Source organism: Parageobacillus sp. NEAU-HV-2 (assembly GCF_059115485.1).
In genome coordinates, this window is sequence record NZ_JBXUJJ010000013.1 from 47,762 (window position 1) to 66,617 (window position 18,856).

The window sequence follows — 18,856 nt, forward strand, 5'->3', positions numbered from 1 at the left end:
GTTGTGGTGGATGACGTTGAATTCTCTATGCCAGAGAATATTATTAATGAGAGATTTTCTAATAGGTGGTTTGTAATTTATTATCTTCCTCACTATAAGTTTATTCTTGATTATAAAATCTTGACAGAAGAAGAAACACGAAAAAAGCTACAAATGCTTAAATATGACTTATGTTATTGCACTGACGAGGGCAGATTAGTTAATAAGAAAGTGGGGTTGACTATGGATAAATCTAAGTGGAAATATCCAGCTTTAATACGTCAAGAAAAGGACGGGGACTTCGGTGTATATTTTCCAACATTATTTAGTGGTGTTGGGTGGGATTATCCACTAAGTAGAGGGAATACAAAAGAAAAAGCAATTGAGAAGGCAAAAAAAGATTTAGCTTATACAATTGCAGGTATTATTTACGATAATGATGTTGTACCCGAACCCGTTATGATTCCTACCGAGCAACTTAGTGAAGACATGGAAATTATTGAAATTGAAACTTGTTACGAAGATTATAAGAAAGAAATTGAGGAACATTTACTCGGAAGACACTGGCACATTGATTATTGGGACGAAGAATTTGGTGTCATCAGTACATTTGGATTCAGAAATGAACAAGGTACATGGAATATCTATTTTTCCGAACATACAAGTGATGATGAAGCAAAGTTCCTGGATAAGCATTACAAGAGAACTTCAAATTCATCCAATGAGTGGCTTCTCTTCACAGTCAAATCAAGAAGCGAAGCTGAAGAAAAGGTATATAATTTCATAGAAAATGTACTACTTCCTATTCGTCGTGTTAATAAATAATTTTTCTTCTTGTTAAACTAACAGGGGCTTGAGATTAAGAAAAGAGGTTGTTGTAACTAAGGGGTTCACTTGCGGGAGAGAAAATCCTAAATAACACATCAAGCAACATATGAATTAGCATAGGTTTTAACAATAAATTAGCAGTACAAATAGCACGTAAAAAGGCTCGGTTTATAATCCGAGCCTTTTTTGGTCATACTTTCATTGTCTTCTTCAACGCACCCGTTAGTTGAAGTACAATCCTTCACAACCTGCATTTTAATTGAATAGTAAAAGACAATATTCCTAAGTTAAAGCATCTTCCTAAAGGAATTATCCTCTTTCTTCCTCACTAAAATGAGGTAGGTTTTTCATAGGAGATCACTATAGATTCCTCTCTAACAAAATCCCTACTTGTTCTGCCATGACATGAGGAGGATAAGGCATTCCATTCGTGATCCACCATTCCACGATTCCTACATAAGAATTCACAATAAATTGAAGAATAACGTCTTCATTTAATCCTTGATTTTTTTCTTTTGTTATATCCACTTCATCCTTGAACTCTTCGATGAGAAACTCAATGAACTTACTACGAAATTGAGGGGCGCCTTTGCTCGTTAACATCGTTGAAAAAAACAAATAATGATGCTCAAGATATTCGAACCAAGGAAGATTCGCCTCTTTATATTCCGCTTCAGCCGTCGATTCACAAATTTCTCTCATATTGTTAATATGTTCTTCAATGAGCTTATCCAGTAGATCAAATTTGTCCAAGTAATGAAGATAGATGGTTCCTCGGCTAACATTTGCCCTGTCGGCAATATCCTGTACCGTAATGTCATCAAAATTTTTTTCAGACATCAATTCAATAAAAGCTTTTTTTATCGCTTCTTGAGATTTGAGTATTCTTCTATCCACTTTAGACATTGTGAGGATCACCCAACTTTCTTAAAGATAATTAACAATTTTAATTGATTTGTTCACTAATGAACAAATCGTGTTCATTTAACCATTGTAAGCATCCTGTACACGTTTATAATTATAGACAGATGTTAATTAATATATCAATGTTTATTATTTATTAATTCAATGTTTAATGAAGAAAGGGGAAAAGAATACGAATACAGCTCAACAAAAACTGAAAGCATTCAGAAAAGTGTGGTTCATCGAATGTCTGTCTTTACGGTTGCAAAAGAATTGTTTTCGAAAAAAAGTAAAAATATAAGTAGCCCAAAAGGTATGCATTTTTTCAATGTTTAAGGCTTTTTGTTACTTGATTATTAAATTATTAAGAAAGGATGTTATGTAGTATGTCTAATATTCAAGATAAAGTTGTCATTATTACAGGTGCTTCTAGTGGGATTGGCGAAGCTACAGCAAAAGAACTTGCATCTAAAGGTGCGAAAGTGGTTTTAGCAGCTCGTCGTGAAGATCGTTTAAAGAAAGTACAAGAAGAGATTCAAAAGAATGGCGGGCAAGCTATTTATAAAGTAACAGATGTGACTTCATATGAACAAATGGAAGAGCTAGCTGAGTATGCTCTTAAAGAATTTGGAAAAATCGATGTAATGATCAATAATGCAGGATTAATGCCACTATCACCTCTTTATCAGAAAAAAATCAATGAATGGGATACGATGATCGATGTTAACATCAAAGGTGTGCTTTATGGTATTGCTGCTGTTCTTCGATCCATGAGAGAACGCAAATCAGGTCATATTATTAATGTTTCTTCCGTAGCAGGACATTTAATAGGACCAGCGGGTTCAGTTTATAGTGCTACAAAATTTGCTGTACGTGCTATTACGGAAGGTCTTCGTAAAGAAGAGTGTGTCAACAATATTCGTACAACCATCATCTCGCCAGGAGCCGTTACTAGTGAATTGCCAGAAACGATTTCAGATCCAGAACTAAAATCTGCAATTGATGAATTCTACAAAGTTGCGATTGATGCTAAGAGCATCGCTCGTGCCATTGCTTTTGCCATTGAACAACCATCTGATGTAGCCATTAACGAGATGATTATTCGTCCAACAGTTCAAGAACTCTAAAAAGAAAACTTACGTTATTTAGATTGCCCCATATTATTGTTTTCGGAGTAATCTATTTACATTTAATGATTAGAATGAATGAAAGGGAGTTTTGAATTTGAAAAATGTTTTAATTCTTGGAGCAAATGGTTCAATTGCTCGCATTGCTATTGATTTATTCCTAAACGAAACCGATGTTCAGTTGACACTTTATCTTCGTAATTCACACAGACTAAAAAACATCAATTCAAATCGAGTACGAATAATCGAAGGTGATGTTTTGGATATTGAAAACTTAAAAGAAGCCATGGTTGGGCAGGATGTCGTCTATGCCAATCTGGCTGGCAATCTCGAACAAATGGCAAAAAACATCGTGGAGGCAATGAACGCGACGGGTGTGAAACGTTTAATTTGGATTAGTTCAATGGGAATTTATGATGAGGTCCCAGGAGAAAAATATGGTAGTATCTTAGATCCATATCGGAAGTCAGCTGCTATTATTGAAGAATCAGACCTTGATTATACAATCCTGAGACCTGCATGGTTTACCAATCAAGATGAAATTGACTATGAGACAACTCAGAAAGGCGAACCATTTAAAGGGTCGGTTGTATCACGTAAGAGTGTTGCGGACTTGGTTGTTAAATTAGCTGTAACGCCTGAATTGGAAGTTCGTCGTAGTTTGGGAGTGAATAAACCTGAATAAGAATTGTATTTTTTATTAACAGTTTACAAGGATCTCGTTCCTATTTTAATAGATGTACATCGAAGGGACAATACCCATTATGTATAATCAACCGGGTATGGGAATTCAATGTGCATCCAAATCATTTAGTGTAAAAAAGAAGGATTGTGACTTGACACTTAATATTTAAAACACAGGAGGATTTCATATGCAAAAAGTAATTTTGAACAATGGTGTTGAGATGCCTATATTGGGCTTTGGAGTTTATCAGATTACAGATGTGGACGTATGTGAACAATGTGTTTATGACGCCCTTATGACAGGCTATCGTCTGATCGATACCGCTGCCGCTTATCAAAATGAAGAAGCGGTTGGCAGAGCAATCAAACGGAGTGGCGTGCCAAGAGAGGAAATATTTGTTACCACAAAACTTTGGATTCAGGATGCCGGTTATGAGAGCACAAAGAAAGCATTCGCAAAATCACTGGAAAGATTGCAATTAGATTATTTGGATTTGTATTTAATTCATCAGCCATTTGGTGATGTATATGGCTCTTGGCGTGCTATGGAGGAATTGTATCGTGAGGGAAAGATTAGGGCAATTGGAGTTAGTAACTTCCAGATGGATCGTCTGGTAGATTTGATTATTCATAATGAAGTAGTTCCTGCTGTAAACCAGATTGAAACGCATCCTTTCTGCCAGCAAATAGAATGTGCAAAACTTATGAAAGAGTACAATGTTCAGATAGAATCCTGGGCGCCTTTTGCTGAAGGAAGAAATAACATCTTCCAGAATGAAGTTTTAGTATCAATAGCTCAAAAGTATAATAAATCCGTTGCTCAGGTGATTTTACGTTGGTTGACACAAAGAGGAATCGTTGCGATTCCAAAGTCTGTTCATAAAGAAAGAATCATCGAAAACTTCAATATCTTTGACTTTGAATTAAGCCAAGAGGATATGGAGATGATTGCTACGTTAGATACGAAAAAGAGCTTGTTCTTTTCACATAACGATCCTGAAATCGTGAAATGGCTATGTAACCGTAAATTTGATATTTAATGCTCTTTTTAGGACAAAAGGGATTAAATTATAGATTGAGGAGTAGATAGAACAACGTGAATAAAACCTGGAAAATTTACATGCTAACTCTTATCAGCTTTTTAGTGGGCACGTCACAATTTGTCATCTCGGGCATTCTGGATCAAGTCGCTTCTTCTGTCGGCGTATCGGTATCGGCAGCAGGACAGCTTATTACCGTATTCGCGCTTGCCAACGCAATCGGCACGCCAGCCGTCATGGTGGCGACTGCGAAGATGGATCGGCGCAAGCAACTGCTACTAGCTCTTGCCATTATTTTACTCGGCATCGTTTCGACGCTCGCCCTTCCGGGTTTCGGCTTCCTGATGGTCTCTCGCGTTATACTCGGGGTCGGAACGGGTGTTTTCGTAGTCACCGCCTATTCCACCGCTGCAAATCTGGCGCCTTCCGGGCGACAGGCTGGAGCGATGTCTAACATTGCATTGGGCTTCAGTGCCTCTCTCGTCCTCGGCATTCCCATTGGGCGCGTGGTCGCTGCGGCATATGATTGGAAGGTGATCTTCTGGGGTATTGGAATCTTCACCCTGCTGGGAATTTTCGCTGTCGCAAAGACGATTCCATCCACGGAAGGCGAAGCATCCGTCCCTCTTGGCAAGCAACTCGCCCTGTTAAAGAAGCCGAAGATAGCCTTCGCCCTCGGCGTGACGTTCTTCGTGTTTATCAGCTATTCGATGGTCAATACGTATATCACCCCATTCCTGATCTCTGTCATGTCGATGAGTGAACAGGAAGTGAGCGTCATCCTCTTCGCCTTGGGCATCGCGAGCTTGATCGGCTCCAAGCTTGGCGGCTTCTTGGCGGATCGGACCGGCACCGCCCGCACACTTGTCGGCAGCATGGTCGTACAAGCCCTCGCTCTCGCGTTGCTGTCCATCGTCGCCCGAACGACCATCGTCGCCATCCTGTTACTCATGCTTTGGACGATTGCTGCTTGGACGTTCGGACCGACCCAGAACTACAACCTACTCTCAATCGCTCCGGAAGCCTCCGGTATCTTGCTTAGTCTGAACAGTACCTTCGTACAGCTCGGCTTTGCAGCAGGCGCTGGTATTGGAGGAATCGCCGTGGGCGAATCGTCGATACTGGCGATCTGTTGGATCGGCGCCGCTACAGTCTTCGTCGCAGTCTCCGTTGCATCCGTTTCCTTCGGGCTTACACGAACTTTCTCAAAGTGCGCCAATGGTTGAGCTTTTCTGGTATTAAAATTAGGAGAATTTATTATGAAATATCGCACAGTAGGGAAAACAGGCATTAAAGTCTCAAGTTTATGTTTTGGTACGATGTCTTTTGGTGGAAACGCTGATGAAGAAACATCTAAAGCAATGTTTAAACGTTGTCGTGAAGCCGGTATTAACTTTTTTGATACGGCAAACGATAAAAAAGAAAGGAAGATAAATTATGCAAAAGCGTAAATTAGGAAAAAGCGGACTAGAAGTTTCTGCTATCGGGCTTGGTTGCATGGGAATGAGTTATGGTTATGGTCCGGCAGCAGACAAGAGGGAGATGATTTCGCTGATCCATGCGGCGATTGATCGGGGTGTTACTTTTTTCGATACCGCCGAAGTTTATGGTCCATATGTGAATGAGGAGTTGGTAGGTGAAGCGCTTGCCCCATTCAAGGGAAAGGTGGTCATCGCCACAAAATTTGGTATTAAAATGGTAGATGGCAAGCAGGTGCTTGACAGCAAGCCGGAGACCATTAGGCAATCCGTCGAAGGCTCGCTCAAACGCCTAAAAGTTGAAGCCATTGATCTGTACTATCAGCATCGTGTTGACCCAAATGTACCGATTGAGGAAGTAGCCGGAGTAGTACAAGACCTAATCAAAGAAGGTAAGGTTAAGCATTGGGGACTTTCTGAAGCAGGGGTGCACACGATTCGTCGCGCACACGCGGTTCAGCCGCTCACTGCAGTTCAAAGTGAATACTCAATGATGTGGCGAAGTCCTGAAGAAGAACTGCTCCCTACGCTCGAGGAACTCGGAATCGGCTTCGTTCCGTTCAGCCCGCTAGGCAAGGGTTTCCTTACCGGAAAAATTGATAAGAATACAACATTCGTTAGCTCCGACTTCCGCAGTATTGTTCCTCGCTTCAAACCGGAGAATCTCGAAGCAAATCAGGTTTTGGTCGAACTGATAAAGAAGGTTGCTGCAGAGAAAAACGCAACACCGGCTCAAATCGCACTCGCATGGGTGCTTGCCCAGAAGCCATGGATTGTTCCGATTCCCGGCACGCGTAAATTGGAGCGCTTGGAAGAAAATCTTGGCGCAGCGGACATTGAGCTGACTCCCGACGAACTAAAGGATTTGAACGACGCGCTCTCGAAGATCGAGATTTCGGGGGATCGCTATCCGGCAGGTTCAGAATACGCAAATAGAACGGGCAAATAACTGATCGTTCTCCGTGTGGGATAGAATAAGGTATGAAAAGTGCAAGGTAAATCACGAAAATCGTGAAAAAACTTGCACTTTTCATTTAAAGTGAGGTGAGCATCATTGCATCAAAAAACCAAAGCTGACTTATTTAGACAAGCCTGATTGGCTTGACTATCAGGAAATCTTTACCATTAATTGTGATACGGTTCACCTTAATTAATCTTAAACTGTTCAACAAATTCAATCCCTTCCCATTAGTGAAGTAACAAAAAATATCGTCGAACTGTAATTTTACTGAACCGTAAACGCCGACTCTCGTCTCCATATTTTTGAACTAAAGTCCCACCATCACTATCTCTTCCACAACCGTTTTGTTATCATCCGCTCCCACCACTTCCACGGCAGCACATGTTTCAAGACAATTCCTAATTTCACACCTTTGCCAACCGGATACCGCAATTTCGGAGAGGGAGACTTTGCCACTTGCACAATCTGTTGGATCACTTCATCCGGAGCAGGTGCCGTGTCGGCAACCTGGTTGACATATTTCAACATTGCCTTCATCTCTTTCACATAAGGAGAATTCGGATGGATCGTTACCGCTCCCAACCCTTTTGACCAAATATCCGTTTTATAGGATCCCGGTTCAATCAAAACTACATGAACGCCATACGGCAGCATCTCTAAACGCAAAGACTCACTGAATCCTTCCACCGCAAACTTAGATGCCACATAAGGCCCCATAGAAGGGAATCCGATCCGTCCGCTGATACTGCTTATATTCACAATCTTGCCGCTTCTGTGTTCCCTCATCGACGGCAAAACCGCTTTCGTTACTGCCACCAAACCGAAAAAATTGGTTTCAAATTGCCGCCGCCAATCTTCAACAGAAAGTTCCTCCGTGAAGCCGCCCGCTGCATAACCCGCATTGTTCACCAATAAATCAATTCGCCCGTAACGGTGAATCACATCCTGAATCACCGTTTCCACGGCAGAAAAATCGGTCACATCCAATTGGACAATCTCAATCCGATCTGATACACCCGCTTCTTTAGCCGCTGCTTCCAGCCGTCCTTTGTTATTCAAGTTTCTCATTGAAGCCAGCACGCGATAGCCTTCGCCGGCAAGTGCCACACTTGTCAGCAAACCAAAGCCGCTTGAAGCTCCTGTAACCAACGCAACAGGTTGTTTATCAAAAGTCTGATTCACAAGATTCCCTCCAGCTATTCATTATTTCTCACTATTGGAATGGTATCATAAAAATAATGGAATAAATTTCGCGAAATTTATTTTTGGAAGGATAATTGTATGCGAATGGTCGAATTGTATCTTCAGTAAGAGAAGCGATGAAAATAGATAGGTGGTTTGGATGAACAGATCTTGGATTATATTGGTAGTCGTTTATATCCTTAGCTTTTCTTTTTCGGTACACCGCTACACACAACTTCCGCTGATAGTCGAGGATTCGGGAAAACTGCTGCCAACTTCGATTAAACAAATTCGCTCAGCTACGGATGAACGGTCTCTTCAAGAATGGATTCAAGCGGCTGCCAAACAAGGAGAAAAAATTTCTGTGGCTGGCATGCAGCACAGCCAGGGCGGACATACATATTACCCCGGTGGGATCATGATTGACATGAAATCGTACGATAAAATCTTAGCATATCACCCAGAAGAAAAAATGATACGCGTTCAAAGCGGAATCACTTGGGAAAAAATCCAACAACACATAAATCCTGATGGTTTGGCGATACGCGTCATGCAATCGCAAAATATTTTCACTGTTGGCGGTTCATTGAGTGTGAATGTCCACGGTCGAGATATTCGCTATGGTTCTTTGTTGGATTCTGTGGAATCATTCCGTTTGTTGCAGGCCGATGGTTCTATTATTGAAGTAAGCCGAACGCAACATCCGGAACTATTTAATCTTGTCATCGGCGGCTATGGGTTATTTGGGATTATTCTAGATGTGACACTGAAATTGACAGATGATGAGCTTTACCAAATGTATACCCATAAAATAGATTATAAAGATTATGCCTCTTATTTTAAAGAGAAAGTACGAGCCAATCCTGCCATTCGGATGCATATAGCTCGCATTTCCGTTGCTCCTGAATCTTTCTTAAAAGAAATGTATGTGACCAATTATTTATTGTATGAAGACCAATCCCTTCGTGAAAAATATCAGCCATTGAAAAAAGAAACGATCATTGCCTTGCCAAAATTTTTGTTAGGATTATCACGATACAGTGATTGGGGGAAGCAAATACTTTGGGATACACAGCTTGCTTATTTCCAAAGCAAAAATGGCGACCTCATTACTAGAAATAACGTGATGCGCTCCGAAAGCCAATTCATGGAGTATGAAAACACGAACAGAACAGAAGTCCTTCAAGAATATTTTGTTCCTGTTGATGAATTCGCTTCTTATATCGATGATTTACGGAAACTTCTGAAAAGAGAGGACTTGAATTTATTGAACATCACTATACGGTATGTGGAAGAGGACGAGCAAGCGGTTCTTTCGTATGCGAAAGAAGACATGTTTGCCTTAGTGCTCTTAATCAATCAGGGGCGAAGCGCAAAAGAAGTAGAAAAGACACAAAAGGTCTTGAGGCAGATGATTGATGTTACTTTAGATCACCGAGGTTCTTATTATCTCCCTTATTATCCGTATCCAACGAAAGAACAACTGCATAGAGCCTATCCAAGAGCCAAAGAGTTTTTTGAAAAAAAACGCCACTATGATCCCGACGAGGTTTTCGTCAATCTCTTCTACAAGGAGTATGGAAAATGAATTATCAACGATTTGTAGCGTCGCAAAGTTTCGTTATGACAGCAGGCAGCATTGTGTTTCCATTTTACTTATTATTTATTCGAAATATCGGTGATAGCTATTCGCAATTCGGCTTGGCTTATGGTTTATTTGCTTTGACAGCGGCTTTATCCCATGTATGGATTGGGAAACTCACGGACCGTTATGGTGATCGCATGATGTTGTTAGTGCATGCATGGGGGATGGCTGGGTTGATGTTATTGATTCCTATTTCAACAGAAATATGGCAAATATACTTTATCCAGATTGTGATGGGATTGCTCGGTGCCGTTCAAAAAACGACAGAAAAGACCACCATTTCCAGATTCACTGAACCCGCTACCGCTGGAAAAACAATTGGTTACTATCATTTTTGGACATCGATTTGGCCAGCAATCGCCATCATTGCCACCGGCTATCTTATCGATTTCTTAACGATTGGGAGTTTATTTTATCTCGCGTCTTTGCTATATATGGTAGCCGCACTTAAATTAACATCCACTTTTAATAGAAATTAGTGATGGATGGTCAGGATTTTTGGAAATAGAAATAAATGTATTCCTCAAACAGAAGTTAAAAATTTAAGTGGTGGTGAACAAACACGTTTGAAGTTAGCGGGAATTTAAAGAAATCTGCTCCATTAATAAGTTTTGACAATTCCTGTCCCTCCTTAATGAATACTCTTTATTGGAATTGTATCATGAAAATGCATGGACTCGATAAATGAAAAGACGATATTGAACGTTCTTGACCACCCCCTTCTTGCTGCATGTGTTATATTGCATCCTTATGCATCAATTAGAATTTTTCCTTTAGTTTTGCAACACCATTTTATACTTAATGTAAGACGATCATTTAGAAATATTTTACTTTTTGTTAAATGAAAGCGATTTACATCATTGATACAATGTAGTAATAGAATAATCCACAGAATTAGCGATACTAAAGGCGAGTGCATTGTGGTAACAGTACTTTCTTCCATGTTTTAAACGTTTCTTTAGCAGAAGCTGCTTTATTGACATCTTTTTGGTAGAGATCATCAGCTAACACATGTTGCATAAAATATCAACTCGTTCTCCACGGTAAATCTTCCAACAGACTTCTTCTAAAAACTATTGGGAAACTAGATTGCCTAGTTAGTAATTGTACAAAAGCCACGAATATATTGTGGGATTACTAAATTATTTGAAAGGGGAGTACACATTATGGAACGACAAAAATTGTTAATTAATGGTGAGAGGCTAAAAAATACGCTTGAACAATTTGCAAATTTCGGACGTACAGAAAACAATGGAGTAACTCGTTTATCATTGTCTGAAGAGGATAAATTAGCTCGAGATTATTTTTGTTCTTGTTGCGAAGAATTAGGTATGTCCATAAAGATCGATGATATGGGGAATATTTATGCTACTTTAGAAGGACTTGAAAACAGGCCGCCAATAGTGATAGGTTCACATTTAGATACTGTAAAAAATGGCGGACGGTTTGATGGAGTCTTAGGAGTGGTTGCTGGTTTAGAGGTGGTACGAACTTTATTAGAAAATAATATTAAACCACAAATCCCACTCATGATTGTTAATTTTACCAATGAAGAAGGTGCTAGATTCGAACCTTCATTGATGGCATCTGGAGTTCTTTCAGGTAAATTCGAAAAATCTATCATGCTACAAAAAACAGATGCTGATGGTATTACTTTTGAAGAAGCATTAAATTCCATTGGTTATGCAGGTAAAGAAGAGGCACGTTTGAAAGAAGCTACTGCTTTTTTAGAATTGCACATTGAACAAGGTCCAATTCTTGAACGAGAATCACGCTCTATTGGTATCGTTGAATGTGTAGTTGGAATGGTGTGTTATGAGATTGAAGTAACTGGGGAATCTGACCATGCAGGAACTACTCCTATGGACATGAGAAAAGATGCTCTCTTTGCAGCAAACAACTTAATAACTGAAGTAAGGCAAAAAATGAGTGCTCTTGATAATGAATTGGTATACACCATTGGAAGAATGAACGTATTCCCTAATATACACACGGTGATTCCAAATAAAGTTGTCTTTTCACTGGAAGCTAGACATAAAAATCCAGCGATTATCAAGCAAGTAGAGGAAATTATCCAAGGACTTGCACAATCATCCTTCAAAGAAGGATGTGAAATCAAAACAAAAAAATTATGGGATCGAGATACGGTTTGGTTTAATAATCAAATATGCGATCTGTTAGAACAATCTACAAAAAAATTAGGTTATTCATATAGAAGAATGGTTAGTGGTGCGGGTCATGACGCTCAATTCATAGCTAGCTATATACCAACTGCCATGGTTTTTGTTCCAAGCATCAATGGAAAGAGCCATAGTGAAGATGAACTTACCACTTGGGAAGATTGTGAAAAGGGAGTAAATGTAATATTAGAAACCGTTCTTGCAATGCAAGAAAATTTTAAATTATAAAAACATCTTTTGTACCACTATCTGGGAAATTAACGAAGGAACGATCAAAGAGTATAAAGGTAACTACAGTGACTATGCAGAACAAAAGGAGCTGGAGCGCCGTCAACAGATACTGGCCTATGAACAATATGAGAGAAAGAAACAAGCTTTGGAGAGGGTTTTGGAATTAAAAAAACAAAAAGCTGAAAAAGCAATAAAGGCGCCCAAAAAGACCAGCCCGTCAGAAGCAAAAATCACCGGTGTAAAACCATACTTTGCCAAAAAACGAAAGAAATTGCAAAAAGTCGCAAAAGCGATTGAGAAGCGGCTGGAACGGCTGGAACTAGAAAAAGTAGAGAAAATGAAAGAACTCCCTCCAATCAAAATGAACTTGCCTAATGAAGAGGCCTTTAAAGATCGGGTCATTATTCGTGTGCAGGAAGTGGCAGGCGTCATTGGCCAACGTGTTCTATGGAATAAAGCCAGTTTTCAGGTGCGTGGCGGCGATAAACTCGCCATTATCGGTCCGAATGGAAGCGGAAAAACCACTCTGGTAAATAAGATCCTGAGTCAAGATAAGGGAATTACCATTTCCCCATCCGTGAAAATGGGGTATTTTAGTCAAAACTTAGATATTTTAGATGTCAACAAGACGATTTTAGAAAATGTACGCTCCACTTCCAAACAGGATGAAACACTCATTCGGACCATACTTGCACGCCTACATTTCTTTCGGGATGATGTTTATAAGTTAGTGGGGGTTTTGAGTGGCGACGAGCGAGTGAAAGTCGCCCTTGCCAAATTATTCATCAGCGATATCAATACATTGCTACGGAAATGATGAGCAGAGAGAGTAAGGCTTTCGTTGAACCAAGAAATGTGAAAAACTTCATTATTATGGTCAGTTTATGGACTTATCAAGGCTTGAATCCAATCTATTATGTTCTGGTCAAAATAGTTCAATTCCTTCTCGATCAATTCATCTGTATGTGGAATAAGTCTTCTTGTACTCATTGTTTAGCCACCTTGCATTATGCTGTTGATTTTGTTTCCTTGAATTTACGATATGCAATGATACCAAACACACCTAAAATAATGAGAACAAAGAGATATATTCCGTAACGATGTATATAGCTACTGACCTTGAACCATCTTTCCCCCAATTCGTGACCTAGACTAATAAAAGTAATACTCCAGATAAAAGCCCCTGAAAAAGCGAAAATCATAAATCTTTGCAATCCCATTTTTGATATTCCTGCAATGTAAGCTGTGACATGTCTTACCCCAGGAATGAAATACCCGATAATGAGCAAGTAACTCCCGTGCTTTTTGAACAGTTTTTGAGTTAGTTCAATTCGCTCTTCAGTAATGTGAAATTTGGGTCCAAATTTTTTTAAAAAGGGAAATCCTAATTTATACCCAAGAGCATAACTAATTGAGATACCTACAGAAGCACCTAAAAAGGCACTCAAAAAGGCGATAAAGAAAGACAATTTGCCCTGAAAAACGTTATACCCTACATATGTTAAAAGCACTTCATCGGGGATAGGTAAACCAATGACGCCTAATGCTAATGCTGAAAAGATACCTATGTATCCGTATTTTGCAATGATATAACCCAAATACTGCTTCACTAACTTCCCTCCTTTCACAAATCCATTAATTTATATTTAACATATGCAAAAACTGAAATACAACAAGTGTTGCATTCCAGTTTTTGGGGTGATAATATGTGGTAAAACAGTTATTGCAAGAAGGGGGTATTGATTATGGAGCTAAAAAGGAATTGAAGCGAAGAACACACTTGAAATATACGAAAAGCTATTTGCCGAATTTACGGATAAGATATATCAATCCGAAGACAACTTTAAGGGGAATATCGAACTTGAAAGCTAAAAATCATATTGTGTGGGCTTCAATGTTTATTTACAGTAAATTTTTTAATCGAGAAGTCTCCCTTCCTCTGAACGGAGTGTAGGTGGGAGAGGTTCATTGTTGTATAATTGGAGAAAGTGTTAGTTTTATTGACTTTTTCTAAAAGGCTCTCTATAATAATCACTGTACTTTTTAATTTACAGGAGGATTATTAAAAAATGTATTTTATCAGATTGCGTTTCCCAACTTTGAACCAGTAATTAAATACGTTCAAAGGCTCTGTTTGTGTATGCAGAGTAAATGGGAGCAGTCTGTCCTTTTTTAATAATCTTCATTTCGTATAGAAAATATGTAATGTGAAGAAAGGCAGATCGTTCTGCCTTTTTTATTTATGTACAATTCTCCTTCTTTTGTTTAGCAAAAAGAAGGTTTATTTGGTGACGGCTTCTAATAGCCCATAATCTAATAAGGATGGGTCTTCTTCCCTTTACTCTGAATCACAGGCAGATCGCCTGTGATTTTTTTATTTCGAAAGGAAGAGATAGCATGACCAAAAAAATAAAAAGTGCAAAACTTGTTAGTGAATTTGTGGCAGCATTTAGATGTCCACTTTGTAAAAGTTCGATGAGGGTTGTGGATTTTAAAAGCCTAATATGCTCTAAAAACCATACTTTTGATTTCACAAAACAGGGATATGTAAACTTGATAACTCATCCCTCTAATAGTCATTACAAGAAGGAACTGTTCGAAGCTAGACACAAAATCATCATGGAAAGTAACTTATACACTTCCATGCATGAGACGATGGCGAAAGTGATAAAGGAGTATATGGATGTTTCTATTAAACCTTTTATGGTTGTAGATTTAGGGTGCGGAGAAGGTTCCCATTTAAAAAAGGTTTTGGACGAATGTATGATTCCGGCAATGACTGGGGTTGGTCTCGATATTTCAAAGGAAGGCATTGCCATGGCTGCTAAGAGATACGAAAACCTAATTTGGTTAGTAGGTGACTTGGCAAAATCACCATTGGAGGATCAATCGTTTCATGTGATTCTTAATATCTTATCTCCTGCAAATTACAAGGAATTCAAGAGAATTTTAGTTGAAGATGGACTGGTCATTAAAGTTGTTCCTCGTCCTAATTATCTAAAGGAGCTACGAGAAGTACTCTTTGATAACAACGAAAAAAAGGTCTATAAAAATGATCAAATAGTGTCACTTTTTAAAAAACATCTCCATCTACTGGGTGTTTTCAATTTATGTTATACAAAGAACCTTAATAAAGCGGATCTTAAAAATTTGGTTCAAATGACCCCTCTTGCTTGGTCTGCGGATAAAGCACGCATGGATGCGTTTATTCATCGGAATTCTGCTGAGATCACAGTGGATTTAGATATTCTAGTTGGAGTAAAAAACGCGCAAATGAATTGGGGGTAAGTGAATAATGGAAAAAGTATATATTGAATTAAAAAATATTGAAGTCTCATTTTTAGACCAATTAGTATTAGATATCCCTCGACTAGCAGTACACCAGTTTGATCGTATCGGGATTGTTGGAAAAAATGGGGCTGGAAAGAGTACGTTATTGAAACTTTTGGCCGGTCAAATTGCGCCAGATAAAGGCCAAGTAAATCGCTATGCAGATTTTGCTTATTTCGATCAACTGTCAAGGCCAGTTGAAAGAGAAGTAGATTATGAGCTGTTAGGAAAGCTATCTATACCTCAAACAGAACTTAAAAATTTAAGTGGTGGTGAGCAAACGCGTTTGAAGTTAGCGGGAATTTTCTCCACCTATCATGAAGGTTTAGTGATTGACGAGCCGACAACACATTTAGATGAGGCCGGAATACAGTTTTTCATCGATCAACTACGTTATTACTGCGGCGCTCTTGTTCTTGTAAGCCATGATCGTCATGTGTTAGATGAACTCGTTACAAAAATTTGGGAAGTAGAAGACGGGCGTGTAACGGAATATACGGGGAATTATTCAGACTACGTAGCACAAAAAGAACTCGCTCGTAATAGACAGCTGAAGGATTACGAAAAATACGTGAAAGAAAAAACACGTCTTTTAAAAGCGGCAGAGGAGAAGATGAAAAAGGCGGAAAAAATTACTCAGGCAAATAAACGCATGTCAAAAAAGGAAACGAAAGCAAAGGCAAATAAAATGTTTATGACTAAATCAAAAGATACAAGCCAAAAGGCGGTTCAACGTGCAGCTAAAGCAATTGAACGACGAGTGGAACGGCTTGAAGCGGTGGAAGCTCCAGAAAGGGAACAAACACTTCATTTTCCTCAACCAACAGCTCTCAAGCTGCACAATAAGTTTCCGATTATGGCAGATCGATTAACGCTAAAGGCAGGAAACAAAATCCTTCTCAATGAAGTAAGTTTCCAATTCCCATTAGGGAGAACCATCGCGATTACAGGAAAAAATGGTTCAGGAAAAACAACTCTCCTTCGCCACATTTTACAACACGGAGAAGGCATTATCATTTCTCCTAAAGCTGTCATCGGATCTTATGAACAAATGGGATATTATTTTGAAAAAGATGAAACCGTAATGGCATATATGAAGGAGAGAAGCGACTACGATGAAAGCAAAATCCGTGCAGTCCTTCACGCAATGAATTTTACAGAAAATGACTTAAGAAAGAATGTCCGCGATTTAAGTGGTGGAGAAGCAACCCGTCTGGTGTTGTGCCAACTGTTTCTGGGAAGATACAATATACTGATTTTAGATGAGCCGACAAATTTTTTGGATGTTTTTTGTATCGAAGCGTTAGAACGCTTTTTAAAGGGATATGAAGGCACCGTCCTTCTCGTATCACATGATCACATGTTTATTGATCGTGTAGCAGATCATATATATGTCATTGAAAACCAACAACTAAAATTAAGAAACTAATCATGGAAAGAAGCAGAGAAGGTGTCTCTGCATCTTTTTATAGGAATCTTAAATGACGGAAATATTTAATGTGTAGTCCTTATTGAACTAATATTCAGAATAGTTGAACATTGTTTATTATTGCTGTAATATTCAGATTATAAGTAACCATAACAGTATTTAAACTTCAGGGGGGAGATTTATATGTCTTTAAAAGTAGGAGATATCATTACGTTTGAACGGACTTTTACAGTGAAGGATGTTGAATTATTTACAGAGATTTCAGGCGATAAAGGGATTCATCATATAACCCCAGATGAACAGGGAAGACTTGTAGTTCAAGGGTTACTAACGGCGACTCTGCCGACAAAAGTAGGCGGAGATTATAACGTACTGGCTCGTACGATGAATTTTGAGTTTTTAAGACCTGTATTTACGGGGGATACAATAATTTGTGAAGTGAAAATTGAAAAATACGAAAGGCAAGAAAATAATAGAACAGCTATTATTGCATCCTTTTTATGTAAAAATCAGAATGAAAAAGTAGTATTAAAAGGCGATTTTTCAGGTGTAATACTTTAAAATTCTTTATACTTTCTTCAATTAACTGAAGCGCTAGAATGGGAAACCCTTAGATATTGGGTTTCCCTAATTTTTATCTAATTTTTGTTATTTATTTCTATTTATTAATTAGAGCGGGAATGGTATTGTTGTGAATATTTTAATTTATATAGACAATAAGAACGTTTGTTCTTATTATATATTTTAAATAAATATGAAAGGGGTTTTAAAGATGGCAAGAAAAAATATAAAACAAACGTTGGAGATAGACGAAATTATAAAACTTTATCTTGAAGGTGCTAGTACCACCGTAATTGCAAAGCTTTCCAATGTGTCCCCAAGATATATAAGAATGATTTTGTCTGATCACAATATTAAAAAAAGACCGTTTGGTAATTGGAAGCGTAAGTATAAGTTAAATGAAGATTATTTCAAGACATGGTCTAAAAATATGGCTTATATCCTAGGTTTTTTATAGCGGACGGTTTTATCTCCAATGATCTTCAAACGATCGGATTCGCTCAAAAAGAAAAATATATTTTAGAACAAATTGGGAACGAATTAGGGTCTAATCAACCACTTTATCAAAATAAGCAAACCGGCGTTTATATGTTATATATCAACAGCAAAGTTATGAAAAACGATTTGATTTAATGGAGATACATGATATCACACCAAATAAGTCACTGGATATGTGACAAATCATTTAGCGAAGAATTTTATAAAGTTAAAGAAAGGGAAGTTAAGTAGCCAATAACTGCTTTATATTTTTTAAATTTCAGTTGACATAATATAAAGTGAAGGATAAAAAAAAATGATAAGTCAGTAAGTTTACTTAATAATCAAGTATAAACTTTGATAATTCGTATAAAAATAATGATAATTGTAGCCAAAAAATAAATTGAGTTAATTTATGTACATATTAGCACGTGTGTACTTATTTGTCTAGAAAAAGATAGGAAAATATGTAAAGAGAGAAGTAAAATAAAATGTTCTAACTATTCAATCTCTCGATGCTATTATTCACAATACATAAAACCTATTGCTTTCTTTGTTTGAATATCTACCAAAATGATAACATGACCTAAGATACCTTCATTTGTTTCTGATATCAAAAATTACGAGGTACCGTCAAGAATTTTGTGTAATGTAATGGGGTAGGGTTTCTCTGAAATGGATTTGGAATGAATAGGGAACTAGTTTCCTCCAAACAGGAGACTGAATATTCAGTCTCCTGTTTGGAAAGGGAGAATCCCCCTATTTTGTTTATTTACAGTATTTGGTTAATGATAACGTTCTTCAAACATTCGTTGAAGGGC

The 18,856-nt window shown here is 38.3% G+C and carries 18 protein-coding genes and 1 pseudogene; 16 read left to right on the forward strand and 3 right to left on the reverse strand.

Features of this window, described 5'->3' with window-relative positions:
• The first annotated feature begins 6 nt into the window (after window positions 1–6).
• Window positions 7–804 carry a hypothetical protein gene (locus tag AC1WMD_RS16360; RefSeq protein ID WP_052351476.1) on the forward strand — a complete coding sequence of 266 codons (798 nt, stop codon included), beginning with the start codon at window positions 7–9 and terminating at the stop codon, window positions 802–804.
• 363 nt (window positions 805–1,167) lie between these two features.
• On the opposite strand, the gene AC1WMD_RS16365 is transcribed toward AC1WMD_RS16360, so the two are convergent.
• On the reverse strand, window positions 1,168–1,713 hold the full coding sequence (locus tag AC1WMD_RS16365; protein WP_043904780.1) for a TetR/AcrR family transcriptional regulator: 546 nt from the start codon (window positions 1,711–1,713) through the stop codon (window positions 1,168–1,170).
• A 383-nt stretch (window positions 1,714–2,096) separates the two neighbouring features.
• Between AC1WMD_RS16365 and AC1WMD_RS16370 the strand changes: the two genes are divergently transcribed.
• From AC1WMD_RS16370 to AC1WMD_RS16395, 6 genes are all read left to right on the forward strand, one after another.
• The gene (locus tag AC1WMD_RS16370; RefSeq protein ID WP_494258028.1) at window positions 2,097–2,837 is read left to right on the forward strand and encodes an SDR family oxidoreductase; all 741 of its coding nucleotides are present in this window, start codon (window positions 2,097–2,099) and stop codon (window positions 2,835–2,837) included.
• 97 nt (window positions 2,838–2,934) lie between these two features.
• Window positions 2,935–3,522 carry an SDR family oxidoreductase gene (locus AC1WMD_RS16375; RefSeq protein ID WP_494258029.1) on the forward strand — a complete coding sequence of 196 codons (588 nt, stop codon included), beginning with the start codon at window positions 2,935–2,937 and terminating at the stop codon, window positions 3,520–3,522.
• Window positions 3,523–3,709: 187 nt separating this feature from the next.
• The gene (locus AC1WMD_RS16380; RefSeq protein WP_494258030.1) at window positions 3,710–4,561 is read left to right on the forward strand and encodes an aldo/keto reductase; all 852 of its coding nucleotides are present in this window, start codon (window positions 3,710–3,712) and stop codon (window positions 4,559–4,561) included.
• Window positions 4,562–4,617: 56 nt separating this feature from the next.
• On the forward strand, window positions 4,618–5,787 hold the full coding sequence (locus AC1WMD_RS16385; protein WP_043904776.1) for an MFS transporter: 1,170 nt from the start codon (window positions 4,618–4,620) through the stop codon (window positions 5,785–5,787).
• A 33-nt stretch (window positions 5,788–5,820) separates the two neighbouring features.
• A complete protein-coding gene (locus AC1WMD_RS16390; protein WP_043904775.1) occupies window positions 5,821–6,012 on the forward strand; it encodes an aldo/keto reductase in 192 nt (63 codons plus the stop codon).
• A complete protein-coding gene (locus tag AC1WMD_RS16395) occupies window positions 5,999–6,988 on the forward strand; it encodes an aldo/keto reductase (protein ID WP_043904774.1) in 990 nt (329 codons plus the stop codon). The genes AC1WMD_RS16390 and AC1WMD_RS16395 overlap by 14 nt, the downstream gene beginning before the upstream one ends.
• A 336-nt stretch (window positions 6,989–7,324) precedes the next feature.
• Here AC1WMD_RS16395 and AC1WMD_RS16400 read toward each other — a convergent pair whose 3' ends face one another.
• Window positions 7,325–8,182: an oxidoreductase gene (locus tag AC1WMD_RS16400; protein ID WP_043904773.1), complete on the reverse strand. Its 858-nt coding sequence runs from the start codon at window positions 8,180–8,182 to the stop codon at window positions 7,325–7,327.
• Window positions 8,183–8,342: 160 nt separating this feature from the next.
• Between AC1WMD_RS16400 and AC1WMD_RS16405 the strand changes: the two genes are divergently transcribed.
• The 4 genes and pseudogenes from AC1WMD_RS16405 to AC1WMD_RS16420 all read left to right on the forward strand — a co-directional run.
• Window positions 8,343–9,770: an FAD-binding oxidoreductase gene (locus tag AC1WMD_RS16405; RefSeq protein ID WP_043904772.1), complete on the forward strand. Its 1,428-nt coding sequence runs from the start codon at window positions 8,343–8,345 to the stop codon at window positions 9,768–9,770.
• Entirely contained in the window at window positions 9,767–10,306 is a 540-nt protein-coding gene (locus tag AC1WMD_RS16410; protein WP_494258031.1) for an MFS transporter, read from the forward strand. Before AC1WMD_RS16405 ends, AC1WMD_RS16410 begins: the two co-directional genes overlap by 4 nt.
• Window positions 10,307–10,993: 687 nt before the next feature.
• Window positions 10,994–12,235 carry a Zn-dependent hydrolase gene (locus AC1WMD_RS16415; protein ID WP_494258032.1) on the forward strand — a complete coding sequence of 414 codons (1,242 nt, stop codon included), beginning with the start codon at window positions 10,994–10,996 and terminating at the stop codon, window positions 12,233–12,235.
• A pseudogene (locus AC1WMD_RS16420) lies at window positions 12,231–13,046 on the forward strand (ATP-binding cassette domain-containing protein); the annotation flags it as partial. The gene AC1WMD_RS16415 and the pseudogene AC1WMD_RS16420, both read left to right, overlap by 5 nt.
• Before the next feature lie 199 nt (window positions 13,047–13,245).
• On the opposite strand, the gene AC1WMD_RS16425 reads toward AC1WMD_RS16420, so the two are convergent.
• Window positions 13,246–13,848, reverse strand: a complete 603-nt coding sequence (locus AC1WMD_RS16425; RefSeq protein WP_043904769.1) for a DedA family protein — start codon at window positions 13,846–13,848, stop codon at window positions 13,246–13,248.
• Window positions 13,849–14,635: 787 nt separating this feature from the next.
• Here AC1WMD_RS16425 and AC1WMD_RS16430 point away from each other — a divergent pair.
• The 5 genes from AC1WMD_RS16430 to AC1WMD_RS16450 all read left to right on the forward strand — a co-directional run bounded on the left by AC1WMD_RS16430 (window position 14,636) and on the right by AC1WMD_RS16450 (window position 18,191).
• Complete coding sequence (locus tag AC1WMD_RS16430) at window positions 14,636–15,526, forward strand: putative RNA methyltransferase (protein WP_494258033.1); 891 nt, start codon at window positions 14,636–14,638, stop codon at window positions 15,524–15,526.
• A gap of 7 nt (window positions 15,527–15,533) precedes the next feature.
• Window positions 15,534–16,997: an Msr family ABC-F type ribosomal protection protein gene (locus AC1WMD_RS16435; RefSeq protein ID WP_494258034.1), complete on the forward strand. Its 1,464-nt coding sequence runs from the start codon at window positions 15,534–15,536 to the stop codon at window positions 16,995–16,997.
• Window positions 16,998–17,180: 183 nt separating this feature from the next.
• Window positions 17,181–17,558 (forward strand): hotdog domain-containing protein, encoded by a 378-nt coding sequence (locus AC1WMD_RS16440; RefSeq protein ID WP_494258035.1) that lies wholly within the window; start codon window positions 17,181–17,183, stop codon window positions 17,556–17,558.
• 211 nt (window positions 17,559–17,769) lie between these two features.
• Complete coding sequence (locus AC1WMD_RS16445) at window positions 17,770–18,015, forward strand: helix-turn-helix domain-containing protein (protein WP_494258036.1); 246 nt, start codon at window positions 17,770–17,772, stop codon at window positions 18,013–18,015.
• A gap of 32 nt (window positions 18,016–18,047) precedes the next feature.
• Window positions 18,048–18,191 carry a hypothetical protein gene (locus AC1WMD_RS16450; protein ID WP_494258038.1) on the forward strand — a complete coding sequence of 48 codons (144 nt, stop codon included), beginning with the start codon at window positions 18,048–18,050 and terminating at the stop codon, window positions 18,189–18,191.
• Window positions 18,192–18,856: the final 665 nt, after the last annotated feature.

What these genes read in the sequence shown, in the direction of transcription:
- AC1WMD_RS16395 (WP_043904774.1), top strand. Translation starts at nt 5,999, where the DNA reads ATGCAAAAGCGTAAATTAGGAAAAAGCGGACTAGAAGTTTCTGCTATC.
- AC1WMD_RS16445 (WP_494258036.1), top strand. Translation starts at nt 17,770, where the DNA reads ATGGCAAGAAAAAATATAAAACAAACGTTGGAGATAGACGAAATTATA.
- AC1WMD_RS16440 (WP_494258035.1), top strand. Translation starts at nt 17,181, where the DNA reads ATGTCTTTAAAAGTAGGAGATATCATTACGTTTGAACGGACTTTTACA.
- AC1WMD_RS16365 (WP_043904780.1), bottom strand. Translation starts at nt 1,713, where the DNA reads ATGTCTAAAGTGGATAGAAGAATACTCAAATCTCAAGAAGCGATAAAA.
- AC1WMD_RS16405 (WP_043904772.1), top strand. Translation starts at nt 8,343, where the DNA reads ATGAACAGATCTTGGATTATATTGGTAGTCGTTTATATCCTTAGCTTT.
- AC1WMD_RS16390 (WP_043904775.1), top strand. Translation starts at nt 5,821, where the DNA reads ATGAAATATCGCACAGTAGGGAAAACAGGCATTAAAGTCTCAAGTTTA.
- AC1WMD_RS16435 (WP_494258034.1), top strand. Translation starts at nt 15,534, where the DNA reads ATGGAAAAAGTATATATTGAATTAAAAAATATTGAAGTCTCATTTTTA.
- AC1WMD_RS16410 (WP_494258031.1), top strand. Translation starts at nt 9,767, where the DNA reads ATGAATTATCAACGATTTGTAGCGTCGCAAAGTTTCGTTATGACAGCA.
- AC1WMD_RS16430 (WP_494258033.1), top strand. Translation starts at nt 14,636, where the DNA reads ATGACCAAAAAAATAAAAAGTGCAAAACTTGTTAGTGAATTTGTGGCA.
- AC1WMD_RS16415 (WP_494258032.1), top strand. Translation starts at nt 10,994, where the DNA reads ATGGAACGACAAAAATTGTTAATTAATGGTGAGAGGCTAAAAAATACG.
- AC1WMD_RS16380 (WP_494258030.1), top strand. Translation starts at nt 3,710, where the DNA reads ATGCAAAAAGTAATTTTGAACAATGGTGTTGAGATGCCTATATTGGGC.
- AC1WMD_RS16370 (WP_494258028.1), top strand. Translation starts at nt 2,097, where the DNA reads ATGTCTAATATTCAAGATAAAGTTGTCATTATTACAGGTGCTTCTAGT.